General features: G+C 60.6%; 21 protein-coding genes and 2 tRNA genes. 15 read left to right on the top strand and 8 right to left on the bottom strand.

All coding sequences use genetic code 11. The annotated features are described in order from the left end of the window. Window positions 1–118: 118 nt before the first annotated feature. On the top strand, window positions 119–940 hold the full coding sequence (locus PQU95_RS08010) for a symmetrical bis(5'-nucleosyl)-tetraphosphatase (RefSeq protein WP_272751509.1): 822 nt from the start codon (window positions 119–121) through the stop codon (window positions 938–940). A 266-nt stretch (window positions 941–1,206) separates the two neighbouring features. Here PQU95_RS08010 and PQU95_RS08005 read toward each other — a convergent pair whose 3' ends face one another. The 3 genes from PQU95_RS08005 to mutM all read right to left on the bottom strand — a co-directional run bounded on the left by PQU95_RS08005 (window position 1,207) and on the right by mutM (window position 4,273). Beyond that, window positions 1,207–2,532: a dicarboxylate/amino acid:cation symporter gene (locus PQU95_RS08005; RefSeq protein WP_272751507.1), complete on the bottom strand. Its 1,326-nt coding sequence runs from the start codon at window positions 2,530–2,532 to the stop codon at window positions 1,207–1,209. A gap of 138 nt (window positions 2,533–2,670) precedes the next feature. Next, window positions 2,671–3,444, bottom strand: coding sequence for a lysophospholipid acyltransferase family protein (locus tag PQU95_RS08000; RefSeq protein ID WP_272751506.1), 774 nt, complete (start codon window positions 3,442–3,444; stop codon window positions 2,671–2,673). Window positions 3,445–3,457: 13 nt separating this feature from the next. Beyond that, a complete protein-coding gene (gene mutM, locus PQU95_RS07995; RefSeq protein ID WP_272751505.1) occupies window positions 3,458–4,273 on the bottom strand; it encodes a bifunctional DNA-formamidopyrimidine glycosylase/DNA-(apurinic or apyrimidinic site) lyase in 816 nt (271 codons plus the stop codon). Window positions 4,274–4,353: 80 nt separating this feature from the next. Between mutM and PQU95_RS07990 the strand changes: the two genes are divergently transcribed. From PQU95_RS07990 to PQU95_RS07935, 12 genes are all read left to right on the top strand, one after another. Beyond that, window positions 4,354–6,114, top strand: a complete 1,761-nt coding sequence (locus tag PQU95_RS07990; protein WP_272751503.1) for a tetratricopeptide repeat protein — start codon at window positions 4,354–4,356, stop codon at window positions 6,112–6,114. Next, window positions 6,111–6,677: a lipoprotein insertase outer membrane protein LolB gene (gene lolB, locus PQU95_RS07985; RefSeq protein ID WP_272751502.1), complete on the top strand. Its 567-nt coding sequence runs from the start codon at window positions 6,111–6,113 to the stop codon at window positions 6,675–6,677. Before PQU95_RS07990 ends, lolB begins: the two co-directional genes overlap by 4 nt. Window positions 6,678–6,683: 6 nt before the next feature. Next, entirely contained in the window at window positions 6,684–7,538 is an 855-nt protein-coding gene (gene ispE, locus PQU95_RS07980; RefSeq protein WP_272751501.1) for a 4-(cytidine 5'-diphospho)-2-C-methyl-D-erythritol kinase, read from the top strand. A gap of 9 nt (window positions 7,539–7,547) precedes the next feature. Continuing rightward, a tRNA-Gln gene (locus PQU95_RS07975) sits at window positions 7,548–7,624 on the top strand. A 23-nt stretch (window positions 7,625–7,647) separates the two neighbouring features. Next, window positions 7,648–7,724: transfer RNA gene (locus tag PQU95_RS07970), tRNA-Gln, on the top strand. 86 nt (window positions 7,725–7,810) lie between these two features. Then, a complete protein-coding gene (locus PQU95_RS07965) occupies window positions 7,811–8,794 on the top strand; it encodes a ribose-phosphate pyrophosphokinase (RefSeq protein ID WP_147682527.1) in 984 nt (327 codons plus the stop codon). Window positions 8,795–8,864: 70 nt separating this feature from the next. Beyond that, complete coding sequence (gene rplY / locus PQU95_RS07960) at window positions 8,865–9,152, top strand: 50S ribosomal protein L25 (RefSeq protein WP_017508751.1); 288 nt, start codon at window positions 8,865–8,867, stop codon at window positions 9,150–9,152. A gap of 86 nt (window positions 9,153–9,238) precedes the next feature. Then, window positions 9,239–9,820, top strand: coding sequence for an aminoacyl-tRNA hydrolase (pth, locus tag PQU95_RS07955; RefSeq protein ID WP_272751499.1), 582 nt, complete (start codon window positions 9,239–9,241; stop codon window positions 9,818–9,820). Window positions 9,821–9,934: 114 nt separating this feature from the next. Further along, entirely contained in the window at window positions 9,935–11,026 is a 1,092-nt protein-coding gene (gene ychF / locus PQU95_RS07950) for a redox-regulated ATPase YchF (RefSeq protein WP_227302447.1), read from the top strand. Window positions 11,027–11,182: 156 nt separating this feature from the next. Continuing rightward, window positions 11,183–11,962, top strand: a complete 780-nt coding sequence (locus PQU95_RS07945) for a transporter substrate-binding domain-containing protein (RefSeq protein WP_147682530.1) — start codon at window positions 11,183–11,185, stop codon at window positions 11,960–11,962. A 63-nt stretch (window positions 11,963–12,025) separates the two neighbouring features. After that, entirely contained in the window at window positions 12,026–12,685 is a 660-nt protein-coding gene (locus PQU95_RS07940; protein WP_272751496.1) for an amino acid ABC transporter permease, read from the top strand. 84 nt (window positions 12,686–12,769) lie between these two features. Beyond that, window positions 12,770–13,912 carry a trans-sulfuration enzyme family protein gene (locus PQU95_RS07935; protein WP_272751495.1) on the top strand — a complete coding sequence of 381 codons (1,143 nt, stop codon included), beginning with the start codon at window positions 12,770–12,772 and terminating at the stop codon, window positions 13,910–13,912. A 3-nt stretch (window positions 13,913–13,915) separates the two neighbouring features. Here the strand turns inward: PQU95_RS07935 and PQU95_RS07930 are convergent, their stop codons facing one another. Further along, complete coding sequence (locus tag PQU95_RS07930; RefSeq protein ID WP_272751494.1) at window positions 13,916–14,203, bottom strand: hypothetical protein; 288 nt, start codon at window positions 14,201–14,203, stop codon at window positions 13,916–13,918. A gap of 157 nt (window positions 14,204–14,360) precedes the next feature. Here PQU95_RS07930 and PQU95_RS07925 point away from each other — a divergent pair, with 157 nt between their 5' ends. Then, window positions 14,361–15,134, top strand: coding sequence for a substrate-binding periplasmic protein (locus PQU95_RS07925; protein ID WP_272751493.1), 774 nt, complete (start codon window positions 14,361–14,363; stop codon window positions 15,132–15,134). Window positions 15,135–15,304: 170 nt separating this feature from the next. Here the strand turns inward: PQU95_RS07925 and PQU95_RS07920 are convergent, their stop codons facing one another. The 4 genes from PQU95_RS07920 to PQU95_RS07905 form a co-directional block, all read right to left on the bottom strand. Beyond that, complete coding sequence (locus PQU95_RS07920; RefSeq protein WP_272751492.1) at window positions 15,305–16,306, bottom strand: Wzz/FepE/Etk N-terminal domain-containing protein; 1,002 nt, start codon at window positions 16,304–16,306, stop codon at window positions 15,305–15,307. Between the two features lie 256 nt (window positions 16,307–16,562). Then, window positions 16,563–17,303, bottom strand: a complete 741-nt coding sequence (locus tag PQU95_RS07915) for a substrate-binding periplasmic protein (RefSeq protein WP_272751491.1) — start codon at window positions 17,301–17,303, stop codon at window positions 16,563–16,565. Between the two features lie 74 nt (window positions 17,304–17,377). Beyond that, window positions 17,378–19,639 carry an arginine/lysine/ornithine decarboxylase gene (locus PQU95_RS07910; RefSeq protein WP_272751489.1) on the bottom strand — a complete coding sequence of 754 codons (2,262 nt, stop codon included), beginning with the start codon at window positions 19,637–19,639 and terminating at the stop codon, window positions 17,378–17,380. Between the two features lie 524 nt (window positions 19,640–20,163). Further along, window positions 20,164–21,579, bottom strand: coding sequence for a phospholipase D-like domain-containing protein (locus PQU95_RS07905; RefSeq protein ID WP_272751488.1), 1,416 nt, complete (start codon window positions 21,577–21,579; stop codon window positions 20,164–20,166). Window positions 21,580–21,872: 293 nt separating this feature from the next. Here PQU95_RS07905 and gltB point away from each other — a divergent pair, with 293 nt between their 5' ends. Beyond that, window positions 21,873–26,324 carry a glutamate synthase large subunit gene (gene gltB, locus PQU95_RS07900; protein ID WP_272751486.1) on the top strand — a complete coding sequence of 1,484 codons (4,452 nt, stop codon included), beginning with the start codon at window positions 21,873–21,875 and terminating at the stop codon, window positions 26,322–26,324. Window positions 26,325–26,342: the final 18 nt, after the last annotated feature.

The raw sequence follows: 26,342 nt of genomic DNA, 5'->3' as shown, positions 1-26,342 counted from the left end.
CGCATTGTAGCGCATGGCCGCCGCTGCGCAGCGGCGACGGCAAGCGGCGCATCCATTATCATCTGGCTGGCGGCATGCGCTATGGCCAACCCGGCCGCAATCAGCAAGGAAAAAAGATATGGCCACCTACGCGATTGGCGATTTGCAGGGCTGCTTTACGCCCTTTATGGCGCTGCTGCGCCAGATAGATTTCAACCCAGGCCGCGACACGCTGTGGCTCACCGGCGACCTGGTCAACCGTGGCCCCGAGTCGCTGCAGGTGCTGCGCTGGGTTTTTGACAAGCAGGACTGCGTACAAACCGTGCTGGGCAACCACGACCTCCATCTGCTGGCTGTATCTGAAGGCTACGGCAAGGTACACGCCGACGACACCATCCAGCCCATTCTGGACGCCGCCGAAAGCAAGGTGCTGCTGGACTGGCTGCGCTGCCAGCCACTGATGATCTACGAGCAAGGCTACGCCATGGTGCACGCCGGCCTGCTGCCGGAGTGGAGCATCAAGAAGGCACTGCGCCTGGCCGAGGAGGTGGAGGACGAGCTGTCCGGCAAGCACCACCGCCAGTTTCTGGGCAAGCTGTACGGCAACAAGCCGGTGCGCTGGCAGGACGATCTGAAAGGCATGGACCGCCTGCGGCTGATCGTGAACGCCATGACGCGCATGCGTTTTATCAACCAGGACGGCGAGCTGGACTTGTCGTACAAGGGCGAGCTGGACGGTGCGCCGCCGCACCTGCTGCCGTGGTTCGAGGCGGCGACCCGCCGTAGTGTGGATACGCCTATCATCTGCGGCCACTGGTCGGCGCTGGGCCTGCACCTGGACGACGACGTGCTGGCCATCGACAGCGGTTGCCTGTGGGGCGGCAGCCTTACCGCCGTGCGGCTGGAAGACCGTGCCGTGTTTTCGCTGCCGTGCCAGGCCTACCGCGAGATCAGCCGCTAGGGTTGGCCGCAGGCAGGCTGCGGCCAACCTTTGGCGCAGCATTAGGCGCAAAAAAGCCCCGGTGTCTGTGCCGGGGCTTGAGTTTGACGGCAAAGCCGGTTTGCCAAGCAAACCGGCTTTGCCCTGTAACAGGAAGGCTGCGAACGCAAAGGCTTATGTGGCGCGGCCCGGCTTTGCCGGGTCCGGTAAAGCATCTGTCTGAATATTGTCAGCAGCCTGAAGCCCCGGTGTCTGTGCCGGGGCTTTTTGCTGACAGTACGCTGCGCTTAGCTCAGCTCTTTGGAGACTTCGCGTGCCAGGTGCGGGGCTTCTACCGGGGCACCGTGGTTGATCGGCGTCGGGTTGGCCAGCTCGCGCGCCATCTGGCCGGCGTCCAGCGAGTTTTCCCACTTGGCTACCACCACGGTAGCGACCGCATTGCCGATCAGGTTGGTGATGGCGCGGGCTTCGGACATGAAGCGGTCGATACCCAGAATCAGCGCCAGGCCGGCTACCGGAATCTCGGGCACTACCGCCAGCGTGGCGGCCAGGGTAATAAAGCCGGAACCGGTCACGCCCGCTGCGCCTTTGGAGGTGAGCAGCAGCACGCCCAGAATGGTCAGCTCTTGCGTCAGCGTCAGGTCGATATTGCAGGCCTGGGCAATGAAAATGGCCGCCATGGTCAGGTAGATCGAGGTGCCGTCCAGGTTAAACGAATAACCGGTCGGTACCACCAGGCCCACTACCGGCTTGGCGCAGCCCAGCTGCTCCAGCTTGGTCATCAGGCGCGGCAGGGCAGATTCGGACGACGAGGTGCCCAGCACGATCATCAGCTCTTCTTTGATGTACTTGATCAGCTGCCATACGCTGAAACCGTGGTAGCGCGCGATGCTGCCCAGTACCAGGCCCACGAACAGCACGCAGGTCAGGTAGAAGGTGCCCATCAGCGAGGCCAGCTGCACCATGCTGCCGACGCCGTATTTGCCGATGGTGAACGCCATGGCGCCAAACGCGCCGATCGGGGCCAGCTTCATGATGAAGCCGATCATGGCAAACAGTACGTGCGACACTTTTTCAAAGAAGCCCAGTACCGGTTTGCCTTGCTCGCCCATCAGCGACAGGCCGGCGCCGAACAGTACCGAGAACAGCAGTACTTGCAGGATTTCGCCATCGGCAAACGCGCCTACGGCACTTTGCGGAATGATGTGCAGGATGAAGTCTACCGTGCTCTGGCCAGCGGCTTTTTCGGTGTATTTGGCAATGGCACCGGCATCCAGCGTGGTGGGGTCGACGTTCATGCCGGCACCCGGCTGCACGAAGTTCACCACCAGCAGGCCGATAGCCAGCGCCAGCGTGGTCACTACTTCAAAGTACAGCAGGGCCTTGCCGCCCACGCGGCCAACCTTTTTCATGTCTTCCATGCCGGCAATGCCGACCACGATGGTGCAGAAGATGATCGGCGCGATCATCATTTTCACCAGCTTGATGAAACCATCGCCCAGCGGCTTGAGCTTGGCGCCCAGCTCCGGCATGAAATGACCCAGCATCACGCCCAGTACAATGGCGACAATCACCTGGAAATACAGGGTTTTGTAAAACGGCTTACCCGACATATCGACCTCTCTAGTGTTATGGCGGTGCTGCAGGCAGCACCGGCTATCTCTTGGGTCGATCATGCACTGACAGGGCAGTGGGCAGAATTGGGTATTTCCGCATTGCGGAAAACCCCAATACCCCCGCCCGGCGGGGTGTCAGGCCTGTTCTGTCAGGCCCAGCGCGCCGGCTATGCGGGTGCGGGCGGTTTCCGATAGCGCAAAGCGGGTTTGCTCCGCCGTTGCACCTTGCGGGATGGCGTCGGTGTAGTGCAGCTCTACCACCATGGCGCGGGTACGCAGGATCTGGCGCAGGCTTTGCCAGAAGGTGGTGTCGCCGGCGTAGGCCGCGGCATCACAAAACTGCCCGCCGGGGGTGGTAAAGCGTATGGCCACCGGCTGCACGGTGGCGCCGGACAGGCGGGCGGCTTCGAACAGCGACGCCTTGAACGGCAGCATGGCGCGGCCGTCCGAGGTGGTGGCTTCCGGAAATACGGCCATACAGCCGCCGTCCTGCAGCGCTTGCGCCAGCTGCTGGTTCACACGGCTGGCATCGCGGCGGTTGGCGCGGTCGATAAACAGCGTGCCGGCGTTCTTCACCAGAAAGCCCGCTACCGGCCAGTCGCGCAGCTCTTTTTTGGCCACAAAGCGCGATACCGTTACGCTGTTCAGCGCAAAGATGTCCAGCCACGACACATGGTTGGCCACCACCAGGGTGTGCGCCGGGTAAACGCCGGGCGGGGTGCCGATGACTTTGACCTTGATGGCCAGAATATGCAGTAGCTGGCGTGACCAGCGTTGGGTAATTACCGCACGGGCAGGTTGCGATAGCCTGGGGTAGCGGGTGCCGACGGCAACGACGCCGCGGCACACATGCAAGGCCAGGCGCGCCAGGCGTAGCGCGCGAACGGGTAGGGCAGTAGGGGCGTGCACGTATGGGTCCGTGTCAGAGGGGTTGGCAATGCGGGCAGAAGCAGCTGCTGCGCTGCCCTTGGCGTAGCTCGGCAATCAGCGAGCCACAATCATGACACGTCAGGCCGGCTCTGCCATAGACCTTATAGCTTTGCTGAAAGTAACCCGGCTTGCCTTTGGCGTCCATGAAGTCGCGCAGGCTGCTGCCGCCGGCGTCTATGGCACGGGCCAGCACCAGCTTGATCTGCGCTGCCAGGCGCTGGCACTCGTCGCGGCTCAGGCTGTTGGCCGCACGCGCCGGGTGGATACCGGCGTAAAACAGCGATTCGTTAGCGTAGATATTGCCCACGCCCACCACCACGTGGTTATCCATGATCACCAGCTTGATGGCGCTGCCCTTGCGGCGCGTAGCCTGGTACAGCACGCTGCCGTCAAACGCATCGCTCAGCGGCTCCGGCCCCAGGCTGGCCAGCAAGGGGTGGGCGTCAACCGGCCCCTGCTGCCACAGCATGGCGCCAAAGCGGCGCGGGTCGCGGTAGCGCAGAACTGTTTGCCCCAGGTCGATGTCTACATGGTCGTGCTTTTCCGGCGTGGTGCCGGGTGGCACAAAGCGCAGGCTGCCGGACATGCCCAGGTGCACGATCAGCGTACCGTGCTCAAAATCGATCAGCAGGTATTTGGCGCGCCGGCTCACGCTGCGCACCGTGCGCCCGGCCAGCAGCGCGGGCAGCTCGGGCGGAATCGGCCAGCGCAGCCGTGGCTCGCGTATCACTACCGCGCGCAGCGTGGCACCGGCGAGCTGCGGGCTGATACCGCGACAGGTGGTTTCGACTTCTGGCAATTCGGGCATGAATGACTGTCCTTGCGCGCTGCATGAATTAACTGGATGGCGTGGTATTCTACCCGCCTGAATCGATGTCTGGGCCCAGCATGAACGCACTTCTGAGACTAGTAGCCGTACTCACGCCGCTGGCACTGGCTGCCTGCGCCTCGCATGCCCCTTTGCAGGCAGCTGCCAGCCAGCCCGTCGCCGCTGCGCCCATAGCGGAGCCGGACGAAGAACCCAAAGCCCTGGCCGACGCCGACAACCCGGCCATCCCCAAGCTGCAGCTGCAGCCCGAATGGCTGTACGGCATCATGCTGGCCGAAATATCGGCCCAGCGCGGCGGCGCCGCCCAGGCGGCCGAAACCTATCTGAGCCTAGCCCGCACCACCAAAGACCCGCGTCTGGCGCGCCGCGCATCCGAATTTGCCCTGTTTGCCGGGCAGATCACCACCGCTAGCGCCGCGCTGAGCCTGTGGCTGGCGCTGGACCCCGCCGACGAGGTGGCACGCGAGCAGTTCTTCATCACCCTGTTGCGCAGTGGCAAGCTGGCCGAAAGCCGTGGCCTGCTGGAAAGCATGCTGGCGCAGCAACCCAAGCGTGCCGGGGCCATTTTTGTACAGCTGGCCAGGTTGGCCGCACGCCAGTCCGATAAGGCCGGGGCCGAAAAACTGGTTACCGAGCTGGCTTCCCGTTACCCGGACCTGCCAGAAGCACGCTTTGCCCGCCTGGCGGTAGCGGCCGAGGCCGGTGACCGCGCCGCCGTGGATGCCGAATTCGCCCGCCTGGCCGTGATCGCCCCGCAGTGGGACCTGCCGGTGATGTGGCAGCTGGAGCGTTTGCGCCGCCAGAGCCCGGCTGCCGCTATCGATTTCCTCAAGGCCGAGCTGGCGCGCCGCCCGCAAGCCAGCGTCGAGCTGTGCATGAACAATATTCGCCTGCTGGCTGGCGAGAAGCGCTATGCCGAAGCCGAGTCCTACGCCCAGACCCTGATGCCACGCTTCGGCCAGCACCCGGGCGTGCTGCATCTGGCCGGCTTGCTGGCGTTCCAGAATGGCAAGCTGGAGCAGGCGCAGCAGTATCTGGAAGGCGCGCTGAAAGCCGGCTTTAACGACCCGAACGAGCTGCGTTACGTGCTGGGCCAGCTGGCCGAAGAGCGCAAGCTGCCGGCGCAGGCACAAAACTGGTACGCGCTGGTAGATGCAGGTGACAACCTGCTGCCCGCCCGCGTACGCCTGGCGCAGCTGCAGTCGGCGGCCGGGCTGTGGCAGCAAGCCATTGATAGCCTGGCACCGCTGGCGGCCGACCCGCAAAACACCGTGCGCATCAGCCTGGCGCAGGCACGCATGGCCAAAGAGGCCAAGCAGCCCGAGCAAGCTGTCACCCTGCTGGACACCGCGCTGAATATCCTGCCGGGGCAGGCCGACGTGCTGTACGAACGCGCACTGCTGCTGGAGTCGCTCGGCCGCGTGGCCGATGCCGAACAAGACCTGCGCACTATCCTGAAAGGCCGCCCGGATGACGCGCAGGCACTGAATGCCTTGGGCTATATCCTGGCCAACCAGGGGCACCAGCTCAAAGAAGCGCAGGGGTACATCGAGCAAGCGCTGAAGGCCGAGCCGGACAATGCCATGATGCTCGATAGCCTGGGGTGGGTGCTGTTCCGCCAAGGCCATGCACAGCAGGCGCTCAAGCATCTGCAGGATTCTTACGCCAGTTTGCCGGATGCCGAAGTTGCCGCGCATCTGGGCGAAGTGCTGTGGAGCCTGGGGCGCAAGGACGAAGCCCGCGCCATCTGGGAAAAAGCCCGGCAGGGCAGCCCTGAGCACCCCATTCTTACCGAAACCCTGAACAGACTGAAACCATGAAGTATCAGTACGGCTGGCTATTGGCCGGCCTTCTTGTGCTGGCCGGCTGTGCCAGCACGCCCGAAGTCAACAGTACCATGCAAGCGCCTGCGGCCAACCTGCGCGACGAGCCTTTCGACGCCAGCGGCCGCCTGGCAGTGAACTACCAGGGTAAGGGCGAAGTCGCCAGTTTCGACTGGCAGCACGCACCGGGCGGTGACCAGCTCAATGTCAAAACGCCGATCGGTACCACCGTAGCCAGCCTGAGCCGTACCGCACAAGGCGTAACGCTGAAAGCCAATGGCCGCGAACAGTACGCTACCGACGTGGAAACCCTCACCGAAGCCACGCTGGGTTGGCCGCTGCCACTGTCCAACCTGGCCTGGTGGGTGCGCGGCCACGCCGCCCCGGGCTGGCCGGCCCGTTATGCGGACGATGGCCGCCTGATGCAACAGGGCTGGCTGATCCGCAATACCCGCGACGCTGACACCCAGCTGCCACGCAGGCTGGAGCTGGAGCGTGAAGGCATGAGCATCCGCCTGGTTTTTTCCAGCTGGCAATGGCAGCCGGCACCGCAACCCTGAGTCATCATGCAAGCCCAGACTTTTCATACCTTTCCCGCCCCGGCCAAACTGAACCTGACGCTGCTGATTACCGGCAAGCGTAGCGACGGTTACCATTTGCTGGATACCGATTTCCGTTTTATCGACTTGTGCGACAGTATCGATATTGCCGTGCGTGACGATGGCGTCATCGAGCTGCTGAACCCGATGCCGGACGTGCCGGCCGACAGCGACCTGACCGTACGCGCCGCGCGCCTGTTGCAGCACGCCACGGGCAGCCCGCTAGGTGCCACGCTGCGGGTGCACAAGCGCATCCCGATGGGTGGTGGCCTGGGCGGCGGCTCGTCCGATGCAGCCACGGTACTGCTGGCGCTGAACCGCTTGTGGGGTTGCGGCCTGAGCCGGGAGGCGTTGATGCAGCTGGGCGTACAGCTGGGTGCCGACGTGCCGGTATTCATCTTTGGCAAGAACGCCCGCGCTACCGGTATTGGCGAACAACTCACCGAGCTGGCGCTGGCGGATGCCTGGTATGTGGTATGCAAACCACCTGTGCACGTGGCGACCGGGCCGGTATTCCAAGAATTTTCACAAAGGTTGTTGACAGGGCGAGCTTCGTTCTCCATAATGCGAAGCCTGTCTGGCGCGACGCAAAAACAAAACGATTTGCAGCCAGTCGTAGCAGAAATATATCCAGCGGTAAAACAGGTTTTGAATCGTTTAAGTGAATACGGTTCGCCGCTGATGACAGGTTCGGGAGCATGCGTGTTTCTGGAGCTGGCAAATGAAGATCAAGCAAATAAAGTATTCCACTCTTTGTCTGGTGAAATGACTGTGTATGTTGCCAAGGGGTTAAAGGCGCATCCGGTTTCAGACGGGGAATAGCAAGGATACTGGGGAGTCGCCAAGTTGGTTAAGGCACCGGATTTTGATTCCGGCATGCGAAGGTTCGAATCCTTCCTCCTCAGCCATTATCCTGCATAACAAAGAATACTGGGGAGTCGCCAAGTTGGTTAAGGCACCGGATTTTGATTCCGGCATGCGAAGGTTCGAATCCTTCCTCCTCAGCCAAGCTTCCAGAGTGAAGTGAGAAAAAGAGCGTGTAAGTATTTCTTACACGCTTTTTCTTTATCTACCGATCCTAAGGCATTCCAGTTATGGCGGCATACGACAGTTTGATGGTCTTCACCGGGACAGCGAACCCGGAACTTGCACAAAACGTGGTGAAACACCTCGATATTTCCCTCGGCCGTGCCGATGTGGGCAAGTTCAGTGATGGTGAAGTGGCAGTAGAGTTGCTGGAAAACGTGCGCGGTCGCGACGTGTTCATCCTGCAGCCTACCTGTGCCCCAACCAACGATAACCTGATGGAAATCCTGACCATGGCCGACGCGCTCAAGCGCGCCTCTGCCGGCCGGATTACTGCGGCGATTCCGTACTTCGGTTACGCCCGTCAGGACCGTCGCCCCCGTTCCGCCCGTGTACCGATTACTGCCAAGCTGGTAGCCAACATGCTGACCAGCGCCGGTGTAGACCGTGTACTGACCGTCGACCTGCACGCCGACCAGATCCAGGGCTTTTTCGATATGCCGGTGGACAACGTTTACGCCACCCCGGTACTGCTGAAAGACATCCGCAGCCAGCGTTTTGACGACCTGATCGTGGTGAGCCCGGACGTAGGCGGCGTGGTACGTGCCCGTGCCGTGGCCAAGGCGCTGAATACCGACCTGGCCATCATCGACAAGCGTCGCCCGAAGGCGAACGTGGCTGAGGTGATGAACATCATCGGTGAAGTACAAGGTCGTACCTGCCTGATCGTGGACGACATGATCGACACTGCCAATACCCTGTGCAAGGCTGCTTCCGCCCTGAAAGAGCGTGGCGCCCAGCGTGTACTGGCTTACGCTTCCCACGCCGTGTTCTCCGGGCAGGCTGTGGATCGCATCAATAATTCGGACATCGACGAAGTTGTCATCACCGATACCATTCCGCTGTCGGCCCAGGCCAAACAGTGCAGCCGCATCCGCGTGGTATCCATTGGTGGCCTGATCGCAGAAACCCTGCGTCGCATCAACAACGAAGAATCGGTGTCCTACCTCTTCAATGAGGATCTGGTATCGTCGGGCGCCTGCCTGCCGTAAACGTTCAGCCCGCTGGTCGCGGTGGGCTGGAGACTTAAATGAAGCTGAAAAGCTAACTGGAGTATTTCACATGGCAATCGAAGTTATCGCTACCAAGCGCGTACAAGAAGGTACTGGTGCGAGCCGCCGCCTGCGTATCGCTGGTCAGACCCCGGCTGTGGTATACGGCGCTGGTAAAGACGCTGTATCCATCACCCTGGATCACAACACTATGTACTACGCGCTGAAAAACGAAGCGTTCCACAACGAAGTACTGGAACTGGTTATCGACGGTCAGAAAGAGCAAGTAAAAATCGCTGCTTTCCAGATGCACCCGTTCAAGCAACTGGTTCTGCACATCGACTTCGCTCGCGTGTAATAGATTAAGCCGTGCCGCCTGGCGGTAACGGTACTGGGCTCGTTGCGGCTAAACCTGCAGCGGGCCTTTTTCATGGAATACAGGAAATGACAGCCATCCGTCTGGTGGTCGGCCTGGGCAACCCCGGCGCCGAATACGAAAAAACCCGTCACAACGCCGGCTTCTGGCTGGTGGACGAGCTAGCCTGGCAGCACAAGGCCAGCTTGCGTGCCGAAGGCAAATACTTTGGCGAGGTGGCCCGTGCGGTACTGCCCGGCGGCGACCTGTGGCTGCTCAAACCCATGACCTATATGAACCTGTCCGGCCAGGCGGTGGGTGCACTGGCACGCTTTTACAAAATTGCACCAGAGGAAATCCTGGTGGTGCACGACGAGCTGGACCTGCCACCCGGCGCGGCACGCTTCAAGCAGGGCGGGGGGCACGGTGGCCACAACGGCCTGAAAGACATCATCGCCAAGATCGGCTCGCCCAATTTCTGGCGGCTGCGTATCGGTATTGGTCACCCGGGCGACCGCAATGAAGTGGCCAACTTCGTACTGAAAAAAGCCCGCGCCGAAGAGCAGCAAGCCATAGACGATGCCATCGCCAAGGCCATGCAGGTCATGGCACAAGCCATCGGCGGCGACATGCCTGCGGCCATGAAAACGCTACACACCGCCGCCAAATAAAACGCGGCCAAGGTTGGCCGCAAGCGGCCAGAAACAAAGAACACGGCACCGGGTGATACAATCACGCGGTGTATGCCTGCCCCGGTGGCAGGCCGGATATTTCGAGGAATCACCATGAGTCTGAAATGCGGTATTGTCGGCCTGCCCAACGTAGGCAAATCCACCCTGTTTAACGCGCTGACCAAAGCCGGTATCGAAGCGGCCAACTACCCGTTCTGCACCATCGAGCCGAACGTGGGCATCGTGGAAGTGCCGGACCCGCGCCTGCAGCAGCTGGCCGCCATCATCAACCCGCAGAAGATCCAGCCTGCCATCGTCGAGTTTGTCGATATCGCCGGCCTGGTAGCGGGCGCCTCCAAAGGCGAAGGCCTGGGTAACAAGTTCCTGGCCAATATCCGCGAAACCGACGCCATCGTGAACGTGGTGCGCTGCTTTGACGACGACAATATCGTGCACGTGGCCGGCAAGGTCGACCCGATTTCCGATATCGAAACCATCGGTACCGAACTGGCGCTGGCCGACTTGGCCTCGGTAGAGAAAGCCATCGCCCGTGATGGCAAGAAAGCCAAATCCGGCGATAAAGACGCGCAAAAGCTGGTAGCCGTGCTGGAAAAAGTGCTGCCGCACCTGAACGAAGGCAAGCCGCTGCGCAGCTTCAAGCTGGACGAAGAAGACAAGGCGCTGCTCAAGCCGCTGTGCCTGCTCACCATCAAGCCGGCCATGTACGTGGCCAACGTGGCCGAAGATGGCTTCCAGAATAACCCGCACCTGGACAAGCTCACCGCGCTGGCTGCGGCCGAAGGCGCACCGGTGGTGGCACTGTGCGCCGCTATCGAGAGCGAAATCGCCGACCTGGACGATGCTGACAAGGTGGAATTCCTGGCTGAAATGGGCCTGGAAGAACCGGGTCTGGACCGCCTGATCCGTACCGGCTACAAGCTGCTGGGCCTGCAAACCTACTTCACCGCTGGCGTGAAGGAAGTGCGTGCCTGGACCATCCGTGTTGGCGATACCGCCCCGCAAGCCGCCGGCGTGATCCATACCGATTTCGAGCGTGGCTTCATCCGCGCGCAAACCATCGCCTTTAACGACTTCATCACACTGGGCGGCGAAGCCAAGGCCAAGGAAGCCGGCAAGATGCGTGCCGAAGGCAAGGAATACGTGGTGCAAGACGGTGACGTGCTGAACTTCCTGTTCAACGTGTAAGCCAGGTCCGCTGTTATCCGAACCGGCCAGTAGGCCGGTTTTTTCATTTGCTTATCGGTTTTTGTTCCAAGCGGATACTGGAGTAGAAAAGTCGCCTTTGTTATAGTTCGTTCCATTGTATTGATTATTAAATCAATAGCCATAAGGAATAAAACCATGAAAAAGACCCTGTTCGCTCTGACCCTGATCGGCTTTGCGGCCAACGTTTACGCTGCCGATTTGCTGGATACCGTGCAACAGCGCGGCACGCTGAAAATCGCGCTGGAAGGCACCTATCCGCCGTTCAACTTCAAGGACAAAGACCAGAAGCTGACTGGCTTTGAAGTAGAGTTGGGCAATGCGCTGGCGCAAAAGCTGAAGCTGAAGCCGGAGTTCACCACTGGCGAATGGAGCGGCCTGCTGGCCGGCCTGCAGGGCGGCAAGTTCGACGTGGTGCTGAACCAGGTGTCGATTACCGACAAGCGCAAGGAAGTGTTCGACTTCTCGCAGCCGTACACCATTTCCAGCGCGCAACTGATCGTGCGCAAGGATGAAAAGCGTAGCTTCAAGAGCCTGGCCGACCTGGCCGGCAAGAAGATGGGCGTGACCCAGGGCAGCAACTACGCTGATATGGTGAAGGCGCAGGGCGGTATCGAGTCCAAGTTCTACCCGTCCGCGGCGGAGATTTTCCAGGACTTGGCGCTGGGCCGTGTTGATGCAGCGGTGAACGACAGCTTGCTGATTCCGTTTGCCCTGAAAGAAGCCAAGCTGCCGCTGAAAGCCGGCGCGCCGGTGGGTGGCACCACGCAGATGGGTATTCCGTTTGCCAAGGGCAACCCCAAGTTCAAGGCGGCCATCGACAATGCCCTGAATGCGCTGCACAAAGACGGTTCGTTCAAGAAAATTTCGGTGAAGTGGTTCGGTATTGATGTATCGAAAGCACCAGCTGCGCGATAATCCTGCAGCTTGAATATCACGCCCCTGCCGTGTGCAGGGGCGTTTGTGTTTTGGAGAGCATGAATGGAATGGTTGAGTCTGGCGCAAGAGGCGCTGCCGGTGTTGCTCAAGGGTGCTGGCCTGACGGTATTCTTTGCGCTGAGTGCCATGGTGTTGGGGCTGACGCTGGGTTTTGCCGTGGCCATGGTGCGGCTGGCGAAAGTGCCGCTACTGGCGCCGCTGGTGGCGTTTTACGTTAGCGCCATGCGTGGCACGCCGCTGCTGGTGCAGATTTTTGTCATCTATTATGGCCTGCCGTCGGTAGGTATCGAATTCGAGCCGGTGACCGCTGGCGTGCTGGCGCTGACGCTGAACGTGGCGGCCTACCTGTCGGAAAGCCTGCGCGGCGCCATTGCCGGTGTGGACAAGGGGCAGTGGGACGCGGCGCAGTCGCTGGGCCTGAGCTGGTGGCAGAGCATGCGCCACATCATTGCGCCACAGGGCATACGTCTGGCGGTGCCCAGCCTGGCCAATAGTCTGATTTCGCTGATCAAGGACACCTCGCTGGTCTCGGTGATTACCGTGTCCGAGCTGATGATGGCCACCAAGGACATGATTGCGCAGACTTTCCAGCCGTTGCCGCTGTATCTGATGGCAGCAGCTATTTACTGGGTGCTCAGTGCCTTGTTTGAACGGGTACAAAAGCGCGTGGAGCAGCATTACGCCAAAGCCTATCAACGATAAGCCACTGACGCTGCCTGCGTGCTTGCGCCATGGCAGGTGTGGCGAATGCATACTGGCCAGGGTTGGCCGCAAGGGATAAAGACCATGAAATTTGCTACCAAGGCTGTACATGCCGGTTTCGACTATCACCAGCATAACCGCGCGGTGATGCCGCCCATCTACCAGACCTCGGCCTTTGCCCACGACGTGGTAGGCGAGCAGCTGGACTTTGCCTACGCCCGCACCGGCACACCAACGCGCGCCGCGCTGGAGGCCAACCTGGCGGCGCTGGAAGACGCACAACACGGCCTGGCCTTCGCCAGCGGCATGGCCGCTATCGACGCGGTACTGCGTGCTACTTTGCAGCCGGGCGACGAGGTGATTGCGGTAGCCGACTTGTACGGCGGTGCCTATCGCATCCTGGACAAGGTGATGCAGCCACTGGGTATCAAGGTGACCTTTGCCGACCTGAGCGATGCGGCCAACCTGCAGGCTGCGATTAGCCCGCAAACCCGTCTGGTATGGCTGGAAACGCCGACCAACCCGCTGCTGAACCTGGTGGACGTGGCGGCGCTGTCGGCCATTGCCCACGCTCACGGCGCCAAGGTGGCGGTAGATAACACCTTTGCCACGCCTTACCTGCAAAACCCGCTGAATCAGGGCGCCGACATCGTGGTGCACTCGGCCACCAAATACCTGGGCGGCCACTCCGATGTGTTGCTGGGCCTGGTGGCGGTGAACGACGAGGCGCTGTTCAAGGCCATCAAGTTCATCCAGAACGCTGCCGGCGCGGTGCCCGGCCCGCAGGACTGCTTCCTGACCCTGCGCGGCATCAAGACGCTGGCGCTGCGTATGGAGCGCCACTGCGATAACGCAGAGCGGGTGGCGGCTTACCTGCAGCAGCACCCGGCCATCGAGCATGTGTTTTTCCCCGGCTTGCCAGGCCACCCCGGCCACGCGCTGGCCTGCCGCCAGATGCGCCGTTTTGGCGGCATCGTCACCGTGTACCTGAAAGACAACAGCCGCGAAGCGGCCAGCCGTGTGGCCAGCCGCCTGCAGCTGTTCATGCTGGCGGAGTCGCTGGGCGGGGTGGAGTCGCTGGTGAATCACAGCTACACCATGTCGCACGGAGGCATGCCGCCGGAGCAAAAAGCGGCGCTGGGCATTCGCGAAGGGCAGCTGCGTTTGTCTATCGGCATTGAGGATATCGACGACATCCTGGCCGACTTGGCGCAGGCGCTGGCTTGACCGTTAAACAAACTGGCCGAGGCGTGATGTCGGTTCAATAATGAACCAATGGTGTTTAACCGCAAGATAGCCATAAAGCATCTTGTGTGAAGGTGGCGACTTGCTGCGTGAGCAAGGTGCCCGCGAGGTGATGCCGGATAGCCGTACCGGCATGCATATCGTGCTTACCGGGCCGGGCAAGCTGCCCAGGCTGTTGCAGGTGTGGGCCGACATGGAGCCCACTTCTGCATTGGTTTTTCGGTCGTCCTGCTTGGCCGGAAATAGCGACTGCGGGCGTTTTCGCCGTGTCATGGGGTGCTTGTTCTGTGTGTATCGCACATAGCGGCAAGCTTGCACCCCAGCTGCGTGGTGCGTACGATCGTCTTAACCGTAGTGGTCGCTATCAACGCCTGATGGCACCGTATATCGATGGCGCTAGCGTGGCGCTGGTGCGGTAGAAAGCGTGATCATGAAGAGATGGACGCAGCGCTTGCTGGTACTGGTGTGCTGGTGGAGTACGTGCAGCATGGCGCAGCCCGCTGCTGCTACAACTTTCCGCGTGGTAACCGAAGATGCCCCACCTTTTACCTATTGGCATGATGGTGAACTGGCCGGCCCGGTACTGCCTTTTGTGGATAAGCTGATGCAGGCCGCCGGCTTGCCGTATAGCCACCATGTTTACCCGTGGGCGCGTAGCCTGGCATTGGCCCAGCATGCACCGAATGTACTGATTTATGCCTTGGCACGCACGCCGGAGCGCGAAGCCAGCTTTCACTGGATCGGCGAGCTGGTCGATATGCGCATCTATCTTTATGGCATGGCCGGCCGCAATACACCGCCAGTAGACTCGCTGGCGCAGGTCCGGCAGTTGCGCATTGGTGTCATCAACAAGGACGTGCGTCTGGATTGGTTCAAGGCGAACGGCTTTAGCGAACTGAGCCCCACCTCTGTGGGCGGGCTGGACCTGTCAGAAAATAGCGAGGTCAATATGCTCAAGCTACGGCGTGGCATGGTGGATGCCGTCCCTGTCAGCCGCATTGCCATGCAGACTTATTGTCGCCAGAGCAAGCTGGATTGCGGCCAGTTTCGTCAGCTTTACCCGTTGCCGATGACGATGTCGCTGTACCTTGCCGCCAGCAAAAAGACTTCTTACCAGTATGTGAATACCTTGCGCTACCACTACCGCAAGCTGGTGCAGGATGGCAGCCATCACCAGGCGTTCTCCCGGTTGAACGATGGCTAGTTTGGTTGCTATATGCCGCTTGATTCGCAGGGCTGCACCTGCTGCCTGCGTGAGCGACAGGCCGCGAGTGAGTTGTATGCAGCGCGGCGACAATGATGACTATCGGGAGCATCAGAAAACAATCGGCAGCACCCGTAGGTACTGCCGTGATGGTTTATTTGCTTAGGGCCTTAGCTGCGTAGCGCATTTCTCAGGCGCTGCCATTGCTCTTTCGTTTCCGGATTATGCTGGCTTTTGTCGATGGCAGCGCGGATAAAGGCGGTACAGCACCCCACTACAACCCCTGCCAGCATGAAGAGCAGCACAATCAATGCGCGGCCAGGCCTGTCCGCTTTTTTAGGGATGGTGGCTGGCATGGCAATGACAATGGATTGCTCCTGCTGCTTCAGCGCTTTGAGTTCTTTTTCAATGTTCTGCTGTACCAGTGTTTTGTAGGTATGGATGAACAGATCCTTTTTTTGGCGGTCGTTGACGCTGCCTGTTTTGCTGCCTTGCATCAGCGATACTGCATTTTCTTGCATTTTCTGCACTAATTGCTTCTCACCACCTTGCATGATAACCGATGATTCCAGCGCCGCAATCGGCAGGGCATAGGCCAGGAATTCATTCTGGTCGATATCTGCTTTGCCGGCTGGTACGGAAATGGCGGCGATTTCAGCGGCTACGTCGGCTTTGGCCGCGTCCAGTTTGCTTATCTTCTGGCTGACCGTGCTGAGCTGCATCCGCTTGGCTTCGGCGACGATGCGCTCTGCGGTGTCATTGATGTTTTTTTGCGCGGCGGCCGCATCGTCCAGCTTCAGGCTGAGTTGTATCTGGCTGGTTTTGTTATTCAGGCTGGCCGTATAGGTGCCGTCCAGATCGTTGATGATGTCCGCTTCGGTGATGAAACCGTCTTTTTCCAGCTGCTTGATCAATGGCTGTTTGATGCCTTCGCTTTGTGCCAGCGATAGCATGGTCTCAGTGGCGATACCGATTTCATCATTTTTATTGGTGATGATGGTCGCGGTAGCGGTAAAGGTGCGAGTCTTGATTACATACGCGTAGCTTAGCCCCAGCGCAGCAAATATCAGGACACAGACGGCAATCAGGCGGCGATGTACGACCAGGACGGTGAGCAATTCAATAAGAGAAAGCTCGTCTTGTTCTTCTGCGTAGTGTTCGGATGGCGTCATGGAGGTATACGATTTTAATTGTGGGTTACACGCAATCGAGTGATGTGATGCTTGTATCAGGTTTGTGATTATACCGAAAACATGTGCATACAGAACAGGCACGCTCACGTACTGGTGGGGCGCATACCATGCTGTTGGCCGGTATGCAGCCATGATGTCCATTGTGGGCAGAGGATGTGCACATTATCAGGCGTGATGTCATGGTGATGAATGCCATGGCGCTGGTTTGGTGTCCGTCTGCTCTGCTGTTGTGTGCCTATTCCATCGCTGGTTTTGTTTCATCATGCGCGTCGCCCAGATAGTTTCGCATGATGCGCTCGGTTTCCCCTTGTGCCTGAAGTTGCAGGAAGGCTTGCTGTAGTGCCTGTATCTGTGCCTTGGGGGTATGCCGGTGGCACGCTAGCCAGGAATTGGCTTCGCCCAGACTGGCCACGGCTTTCAAGGGAAAGCGGCTGAGTCTGGCTTCGTAGCGCGCCACGACCTCATGCACCGCCCAGTAGTCGGCCTGGCCTAGCTGTAGCAACCGTAAACCGTCTGCGACGACATTGGTCGTGCTATAGGGCAGGTGCTGTTGTTGCAGGCGTATTTCTGCCGACGAGCCTGCCAGTACGGTGATGCGTGCATCGGCGGCGGCTTGCAGGTTTGCCAGGCGTGTGCTCCCCACCCAGCCATACAAGCGCAACTGGCCCGGTGCGATCAGCCCCACCCACTGGTACTGCTTTTCTCTGGCGGGGTGCCGGCTGAGGGGAAACACGCAGGCATCGCGATGCTGGCTGGCCATCAGTTGTGCCCGACGCCAGGGCAGTGTACTGATTTCGATGGTGATACCGGCCAGGTTGGCCGCACGCAGTACCAGTTCGTCGGCGATGCCGGGTTTCTGCTCACTGCCAGGGCCCATGTGTAGTGGCGGGTATAGCATGGTGTAGGCCTGCAGCACGGTCTGTGCCTGGGCAGAAGGGGTGAATAGCAGAAAGAGTGTCAGCAGGCGAATCAGCATCTACAACATGGCCGGAGAGAATAAAAAAGGCGCACAGGGCAGAGCCTGTACGCCTTGATTGTACGCCTGTCGGCTTAGCCTGCCTTGACGCAATCCACGCAGTACACTTTTTTGCCGTCAACCAGCGTGGCTACCAGGCCGTGTACGTCGGTTTCAAAGCCGGGCAGCTGGCTATTGAACGCCTGCACAAAGCGCAGGTAGTCGACGATGGTGGTGTTGAATACTTCGCCCGGAATCAGCAGCGGGATGCCCGGCGGATACGGGGTGAGCAGTACGGCGGTGACGCGGCCTTCCAGCGCCTCTACCGGTACGCGTTCGATCTCGCGGTGCGCCATCTTGGCAAAGGCGTCGGCCGGGCGCATGGCCGGTTCCATATCGGACAAGTAGATCTCGGTGGTGAGACGGGCAATGTCGTGCTCGCGGTACAGGCTGTGGATCTTCAGGCACAGGTCCTGCAGGCCAACGCGCTCGTACTGTGGGTACTTGGCGACGAAGTCCGGCATCACACGCCACAGCGGCTGGTTCTTGTCGAAGTCGTCCTTGAACTGCTGCAGCAGCGAAATCAGCGTGTTCCAGCGGCCTTTGGTAATGCCGATGGTGAACATGATGAAGAAGCTGTACAGGCCGGTTTTTTCCACCACCACGCCGTGCTCGGTCAGGTACTTGGTGACGATGGCGGCCGGGATGCCCAGCTCTTCGAAGCTGCCGTCCAGCGACAGGCCCGGGGTGAGCAGCGTGGCCTTGATCGGGTCCAGCATGTTGAAGCCGTCTTCGATGCCGGCAAAACCGTGCCAGCTGTCTTCCGGTTTCAGTGTCCAGTCTATCGGGTCACAGATGCCGTCATCGGACAGTGCGTCCGGGCCCCATACACGGAACCACCAGTCTTCACCGTACTCTTCGTCCACTTTGCGCATGGCGCGGCGGAAGTCCAGCGCCTCGACCAGCGACTCTTCTACCAGCGCCTGGCCACCCGGCTGCTCCATCATGGCCGCAGCTACGTCGCAGCTGGCGATAATGGCGTACTGCGGACTGGTGGAGGTGTGCATCAGGTAGGCTTCGTTGAAGCTCATGGTGTCCAGCTGGCGGTTCTCCGGGTCTTGCACCAGGATCTGCGAGGCTTGCGAAATGCCGGCCAGCAGTTTGTGGGTGGACTGGGTGGAGAAAATCATCGATTCCTTGCAGCGCGGTCGGCCTTCGCCGATGGCATGGAAGTCACCGTAGAAGTCGTGGAAGCTGGCGTGCGGCAGCCAGGCTTCGTCAAAGTGCAGGGTGTCCACTTCCCCATCCAGGATGCCCTTGATCTCTTCCACGTTGTACAGGATGCCATCGTAGGTGGACTGGGTGATGGTGAGGATGCGCGGCTTGGTATTGGGGTTCTTGGCGAGCGCTTCGCGGGCGAAAGGGTTGGCCGCAATCTTGGCGCGGATGCTGTCCAGCGAGAATTCGCTTTTCGGAATCGGGCCGATGATGCCGTAGTGGTTACGCGTGGGCATCAGGAATACCGGAATGGCACCGGTCATCATGATGGCGTGCAGGTTGGACTTGTGGCAGTTACGGTCTACCAACACGATGTCGCCGGCGGCCACGGTGCTGTGCCACACGATTTTGTTACTGGTGGAAGTACCGTTGGTCACGAAGAACAGGTGGTCGCAGCTGAAAATGCGGGCGGCGTTGCGCTCGGACGCAGCCACCGGGCCGGTGTGGTCCAGCAGCTGGCCCAGTTCGTCTACCGCGTTGCACACGTCGGCGCGCAGCATGTTTTCGCCGAAGAACTGGTGGAACATCTGGCCCACCGGGCTCTTCAGGAAGGCCACGCCGCCGGAGTGGCCCGGGCAGTGCCAGCTGTAGGAGCCGTCGTAGGCGTAGTTCACCAGCGCGCGGAAGAACGGTGGTGCCAGGCTGTCCAGGTAGGATTTAGCCTCGCGGATGATGTGGCGTGCCACGAACTCTGGCGTGTCTTCGTGCATGTGGATGAAGCCATGCAGCTCGCGCAGGATGTCGTTCGGGATATGGCGCGCGGTGCGGGTTTCGCCGTACAGGTACACCGGGATGTCGGGGTTGCGGCGGCGGATTTCCGCTACAAAACCGTACAGGCCGCCCAGCGCGGTCTGGGCCGAGTCGTCGGTGTGGAATTCCTCGTCATCGATGGACAGGATGAAGCCGGCAGCCCGGCTTTGCTGCTGCGCGAACGAAGTGAGGTCGCCATAGCTGGTGTAGCCGATAACGCTCATGCCTTCCGCTTCGATGGCGGCGGCCAGTTCACGGATACCGGAACCGCTGGTGTTCTCGGAACGGAAGTCCTCGTCGATGATGACGATGGGGAAGTGAAAACGCATACCTGAGTCCTTGTTGCTGTTAACTCGGACACGTCAGGCTGTCGTGAAAACCGCTTGGCAGAGCGTGGATCGTGCCGTGTGCGGCGGCGCGATCCGGTGCACCTGTAACGCCAATGCTGGCCTTCGCGGCGGGGCCGGAAGTGTCACTCGGTGCGCGTTGGGGCACAGTTCTGTACGTACGACGTGATGCCGCCGCCCTGGATGGCTGGCCTTGAGGCGCGATTGTTTATCCGCCATGCCAAAGCACGGCGGAACAAAGGGGCGCTTTGCACCGCGGTCCGCACTGGGAGGCTCGCCTCCTTCACGTCTGCCGGCTTAGGGTGTTGTCGTCCGGGTGGCCTTGCTTGAGGTTGGCCGCAACGGAAAACACCTTCGAATAACCCAAGAAAGCGCGCATTGTAGCGGCATTGTGGGCGTTTATGTTGCACGGCAGTATTACAGGCAGAAAAAGTTTTTCGTACCAAGCTATTGCTGCAAGGCCATCAAGTAGATTTGATCAAAAAACGTGCACAAACAAGTGTTTGCTACGATGTGGCGTCGGGTGGCGTACCGCTTTTAGGCGTGCTGCGCTGGCGCCGCCGCCAGAGCCGCGGCAAGGCGCGCAGTAGTACGCTGCCACCGAGTAGCACGAGCACCAGGGCGAGGGGGATCACCACCAGATAGGGTTGCCACAAAATGGCGGCGGCCAGCGCTAGCAGCACCAGCGCGATGCTGGCAAAGGCGCTGGCTTCGCTATCTTCGACATTGCGTGTGCCGCGTACGGCAGTGTCCAGTACCTCGCCCAGCCGTGCCGCTTGCCGCGCGGCGGCTGCGGCGCTGGCGGCGGCGTGCTGGCGCAAAGGCAGGCGTGGGCCTTGCTGGCGCGGCGTGGCCAGCGCCGGCCGCTTGTGCATGCCGCTGAGTACGACTTCGGTGGCGTGATCGATATCCTGCAGAAAACGGGTTTCCATCTGGGCTGCCAGCTGGGCATCTTCTATCGCCAGATCGAGCTCGCGGTTGGCCAGCCAGCTGGAAACGTTAAGGTTGGTAGAGCCGATACGCGCCCAGCGGCCATCCGCCACCGCGGTCTTGGCGTGGATCATGGGCCCGTTCCATTCGAATACCCGCACGCCGGCCTCCAGCAGCGGGCGATAAAGTGTGCGCGAGACGGTAGCGATCCAGCCGATATCGCTGCTGCGTGGCACCAGCAGGCGCACGTCCACCCCGTCGCGGGCAGCATTGCACAAAGCGCTCAGGTAAGCGCTGGTGCCCATGAAATAGGCGTCGGTCAGCCACAGCCGTTCGCGGGCAAAGCCGGCAATCAGCAAGTCCAGCCGCATCAGCTTGGCAGTGGAGGGGGTGGTGGCGATCAGCCTGGCGCTGACATGGCCTGCGGTGGCAAGGTTGGCCGCAAGCGGGGGCAGTGGCTCGCCGCAGGCCGCCCAGCTGTCGGCAAATGCCGCCATGGCGTCGCCCAGCAGCGGGCCGCGCAGGCGCAGGCCGGTATCGCGCCAGTGCAGCCAGCGCGAGCTGGCGCACAAGCCGCCGATAAAGGCGGTGTCGCCATCCACCACGATCAGTTTGCGGTGGTCTCGCCCCAGCAGGCTCAGGCCGCGGCTCCAGCCTGGCGCTTGCCAGGCGCGTACCTGGGCACCCGCCTGCTGTAACGGTTTGAAGAAGCCACGGTAGTGTTCCCGCCAGCAGCCCAGCCAGTCGTACAGCACATACACGTGCACGCCATGAGCCAGGCGTTCCAGCAGCAAGCCGCGCAGTTGCTGGCCAAATTCGTCGTCGGCAAACAGGTACATCTCTATCAGCACGCTGTGCTGCGCATTGGCGATACCGTCCCACCACGCCTGGAAATTGGCCTCGGCATCAAACAGTACCTCGATCTGGTTCCCGGCTATCAGTGGTGCGCCAGCCGAGCGCGCCAGCGCCTGTTCTGCCAGTTGACGAAACAATGAGCCTGGGTTTGGCTTGGTGTCAGGTGATGTCATTTGTTTATTGTCTGACAGTATTAAAAATTCATTATTTTGTAGGGTTCCTTCTATCGAGCAGGTCAGTCGTTTTTTTGAATGTTGGTGTCTCTAAATTGTAAAGTGACGTGTGGGTAAACCCGTATTCTGTAGTGGTAAAATTACAGTAAGTAACTGTTTATTAAATGATAATGCGTCGCACAAAAAGCGGTTGCAGGGTCAGTATTCTTGACCTTAGAATCGAAACATTCGCATCACATTATAAGCAGGGACAAAAGATGGACAGACAGCGCTGGCTGGAGGGCACTTTATACAGCCCGGATTTCGAACAAGACAGCTGTGGTTTCGGCCTGATCGCCCAACTGGACGACAAGCCTTCGCACTGGCTGGTCAATACCGCCATATCTTCCTTGGCCAAGCTTACCCACCGTGGCGCGGTGGCTGCCGATGGTAAATCGGGTGACGGCTGTGGCTTGCTGTTCCGCAAACCGGATGGTTTCCTGCGTGAAGTCGCCGCCGAAGCCGGTATGGCCTTGAAGGCAGTGTACGCCGCTGGCCTGGTGTTTGCCCACCCGGACGCAGCCCATGGCGAGCGCAGCCGCAACCGGTTAAAAGAATTCCTGGAAGCCCAGGGTCTGGAAGTGGCCGGCTTCCGCCAGGTGCCGATCGATATCGGCGCCTGTGGCGAGCAGGCAATGGCATCGTTGCCCAGCTTCTACCAGGTATTCGTTAACTGCCCTTTCGGCATGGACGAGCTGTCGTTCCAACGCCGCCTGTACATGGGTCGTCGCCAGGCTGAAAAAGCCAACAAGGCAGACGACCCTTATTTTTATCTGCCGACCCTGTCGCCGCACACGCTGTCGTACAAGGGCCTGGTCACGCCGGACAACCTGCACAAGTTCTACCTGGACTTGTCCGACCCGCGTTTCGAGTCCAGCCTGGCGGTGTTCCACCAGCGCTTCTCTACCAATACCTGGCCGCAGTGGAAGCTGGCGCAGCCGTTCCGCTTCCTGGCGCACAACGGCGAGATCAACACCGTGCAGGGCAACCGCAACTGGGCCCGCGCGCGCGAACGCATCATGACCTCGCCGCATATCGACATGGATGCCATCCGTCCTATCGTGCAGACCGACGGTTCCGACTCCATGAGCCTGGACAACATGCTGGAAGGCCTGCTGATGGGCGGCATTCCGCTGTTCCGTGCGCTGCGCCTCTTGGTGCCGCCGGCATGGCAGAACGTGGATTCCACCGATAAAGACCTGCGTGCCTTCTACGAATTCAACTCCATGCACATGGAGCCGTGGGATGGCCCGGCCGGTATCGTGCTGACCGACGGCCGCTACGCCGGCTGTATGCTGGACCGCAACGGCCTGCGCCCGGCACGCTGGGTGCTGACCAAAGACAACATCCTCACCATCGCGTCCGAGGTGGGCGTGTGGGATTACAAGCCGGAAGACGTGGTGAAGAAGGGCCGCGTGAAGCCGGGCCAGCTGTTTGCCGCCGACCTGCAAACCGGTGAAATCCTGTATCCGGAAGACATCGACGCGCAGCTGAAGTCGGCCAAACCGTACCGCCAATGGATCAAGGACGCCGGTTCGCGTCTGGAGCTGTCCATCGAGGACGACGCCGGCCTGGAAGCGTGGCCGAAAGAGCAGCTGCTGACCTACCAGAAACTGTTCAACATCAGCTTTGAAGAGCGCGACCAGATCCTGCGTGTGCTGGCCGAAGACGGCCAGGAAGCGGTGGGTTCGATGGGTGATGACACCCCGATGGCGGTACTGAGCCAGAAGGTGCGCTCGCCGTTCGACTACCTGCGCCAGCAATTTGCCCAGGTGACCAACCCGCCGATCGACCCGATCCGCGAAGCCATCGTGATGTCGCTGAACACCGTGTTCGGCCCCGAGCGCAATATGTTCGAGGAAACCGCCGAGCACGCCAAGCGCCTGGAAGTACGCAGCCCGGTACTGTCGCGCGAGAAGTTCATCCGTATTACCACGCGCACCGAGCCGTACCTGAAAACCACCACCTTCGATCTGTGCTTCGACCCGTCCGAGCGCACGCTGCAGCAAGCCATCGAGCGCCTGGCGGCGCACGTGGTAGAAGCGGTGCAGGAAGATACCGTGATCGTGGTGCTGTCCGACCGCACCATTGCGGCCAACCGTCTGCCGATTCCGGCGCTATTCGCCGTCGGCGCCGTGCACCATGCGCTGATCGACGCCGGCCTGCGCTGCAAGGCCAATATCATTGCCGAGACCGGTACCGTGCGTGACCCGCACCAGATGGCGTGCCTGCTGGGTTACGGCGCTACCGCCGTTTACCCGTACCTGGCTTACCAGACCATCGTCGACCTGGTGGCCACCGGCGACGTGAGCCTGCGCGTGAACGAAGCGCTGCAGCACTACCGCAAGGGCATCAACAAGGGTCTGATGAAAGTGCTGTCCAAGATGGGTATTTCCACCATCGCCAGCTATCGCGGTGCCCAGCTGTTCGAAGGCATCGGCCTGCACGAAGACCTGGTCAAACTGTGTCTGAAGGGCACGGTGTCGCGTATTTCCGGTGCCAGCTTCGAGGACTTCGAAGAAGACCAGAAGCTGCTGTCGCGCTTGGCGTTCAACCCGATGCGCCCGGTGACCCACGGTGGTTTGCTGAAATACGTGCACGGCGAGGAATACCACGCCTACAACCCCGACGTGGTAATGACGCTGCAAAAGGCGGTACAGAATACCGACTACGACGCCTACAAGCAGTATGCCGAGCTGGTGAACACCCGCCCTGTGGCCATGTTCCGCGACCTGATGCAGCTGAATTTCGACGGCGTGACACCGATTGCCATCGACGAAGTCGAGCCGGTGGAAAGCATCCTCAAACGCTTTGACTCTGCCGGTATGTCGCTGGGCGCCTTGTCGCCGGAAGCGCATGAAGCCATGGCTACGGCCATGAACCGCCTGGGTGGCCGCTCGAACTCCGGCGAAGGTGGCGAAGACCCGGCGCGTTACGGCACCGAGAAGATGTCCAAGATCAAGCAGGTGGCGTCCGGCCGTTTCGGTGTGACCCCGCACTACCTGGTGAACGCCGAAGTGCTGCAGATCAAGGTAGCGCAAGGTGCCAAACCGGGTGAAGGCGGTCAACTGCCGGGCGACAAGGTTTCGCCGCTGATTGCCAAGCTGCGCTGTTCCAAGCCGGGTATCAGCCTGATTTCGCCGCCGCCGCACCACGATATTTACTCCATCGAAGATCTGGCACAGCTGATTTTCGACCTGAAACAGGTGAACCCGAAGGCGCTGGTGTCGGTGAAACTGGTCGCCGAGCCGGGTGTGGGCACCATTGCCGCCGGTGTGGCCAAGGCCTATGCCGACCTGATCACCATCTCCGGTTACGACGGCGGTACCGGCGCCAGCCCGCTGACCAGCGTGAAATACGCCGGTAGCCCGTGGGAGCTGGGCCTGACCGAAGCACAGCAAGTGTTGCGTGCCAACGGCTTGCGTGGCCGTGTCCGCGTGCAGACCGACGGTGGCCTGAAAACCGGCCTCGATGTGATCAAGGCCGCCATCATGGGCGCCGAGAGCTTCGGTTTCGGTACCGGCCCGATGGTGGCGCTGGGCTGCAAATTCCTGCGTATCTGCCACCTGAACAACTGCGCCACCGGTGTGGCCACCCAGGAAGTGAAGCTGCGCGCCAAGTACTTTATTGGCTTGCCGGAAATGGTAATGAACTACTTCCTGTTCATCGCCCAGGAAACCCGCGAGTGGATGGCCAAGCTGGGCGTGCGCAATATGGAAGAGCTGATCGGCCGCATGGAGATGCTCACCCTGGAGGACGGCAAAACCAGCAAGCAGCAGCGTCTGGACCTGTCGCCGCTGCTGTCGCAAGGCACAGTGCCGGATAGCGTACCGCGCTTCTGCGTCAGCGACTCCAACCCGTCCTTCGACAAGGGCGAGCTGGCCGAGCAGATTCTGGTGGACGCACTGCCGGCTATCAACAACAAGCAGATGCTGGAGCTGAGCTACCCGATCGAGAACATTCACCGTTCTATCGGCGCCCGCCTGTCTGGCGAAATCGCCCGTGTACACGGCGCAGCCGGCCTGCCGTTTGGCTGCCTGAAAGTGAAATTCACCGGCTCCGCCGGCCAAAGCTTTGGCGTGTGGAACGCACCAGGCCTGCACCTGGAGCTGGAAGGCGATGCCAACGACTACGTGGGCAAGGGCATGGCTGGCGGCCGCGTGACCATCTACCCGCCAAAGGGTGCTGCGTACCAGTCGGACGAATCCATCATCATCGGTAACACCTGCCTGTACGGCGCTACCGGCGGCCAGCTGTTTGCTGCCGGTGTGGCCGGCGAGCGTTTCGCGGTGCGTAACTCCGGTGCGCTGGCCGTGATCGAAGGCGCGGGTGACCACTGCTGCGAATACATGACCGGCGGTAGCGTGATCGTGCTGGGCGAAACCGGCTACAACTTTGGCGCCGGTATGACCGGTGGCTTTGCCTTCGTCTACGACCGTGCCGAGAAGTTTGCCTACCGTTTCAACAACGAGCTGGTGGATATCAACCTGATCAACGGCGAAGCCATGGGCATGTACCGTGCCTACCTGCTGGAGAAGATCGCCAAGCACGTGGAGCTGACCGGCTCGGAAACCGGCCGTGCCATGCTGGAAAACTTCGACGATTACGTCGACTACTTCTGGCTGGTGAAGCCTAAAGCAGCCAAGCTGGAAAGCCTGCTGAAAGACTGATAGGGACGGGCGGGTTGG

The organism is Vogesella aquatica (assembly GCF_028548455.1).
Classification (GTDB): Bacteria; Pseudomonadota; Gammaproteobacteria; order Burkholderiales; family Chromobacteriaceae; genus Vogesella; species Vogesella aquatica.
This window is presented reverse-complemented; position numbering and strand designations above follow the sequence as displayed.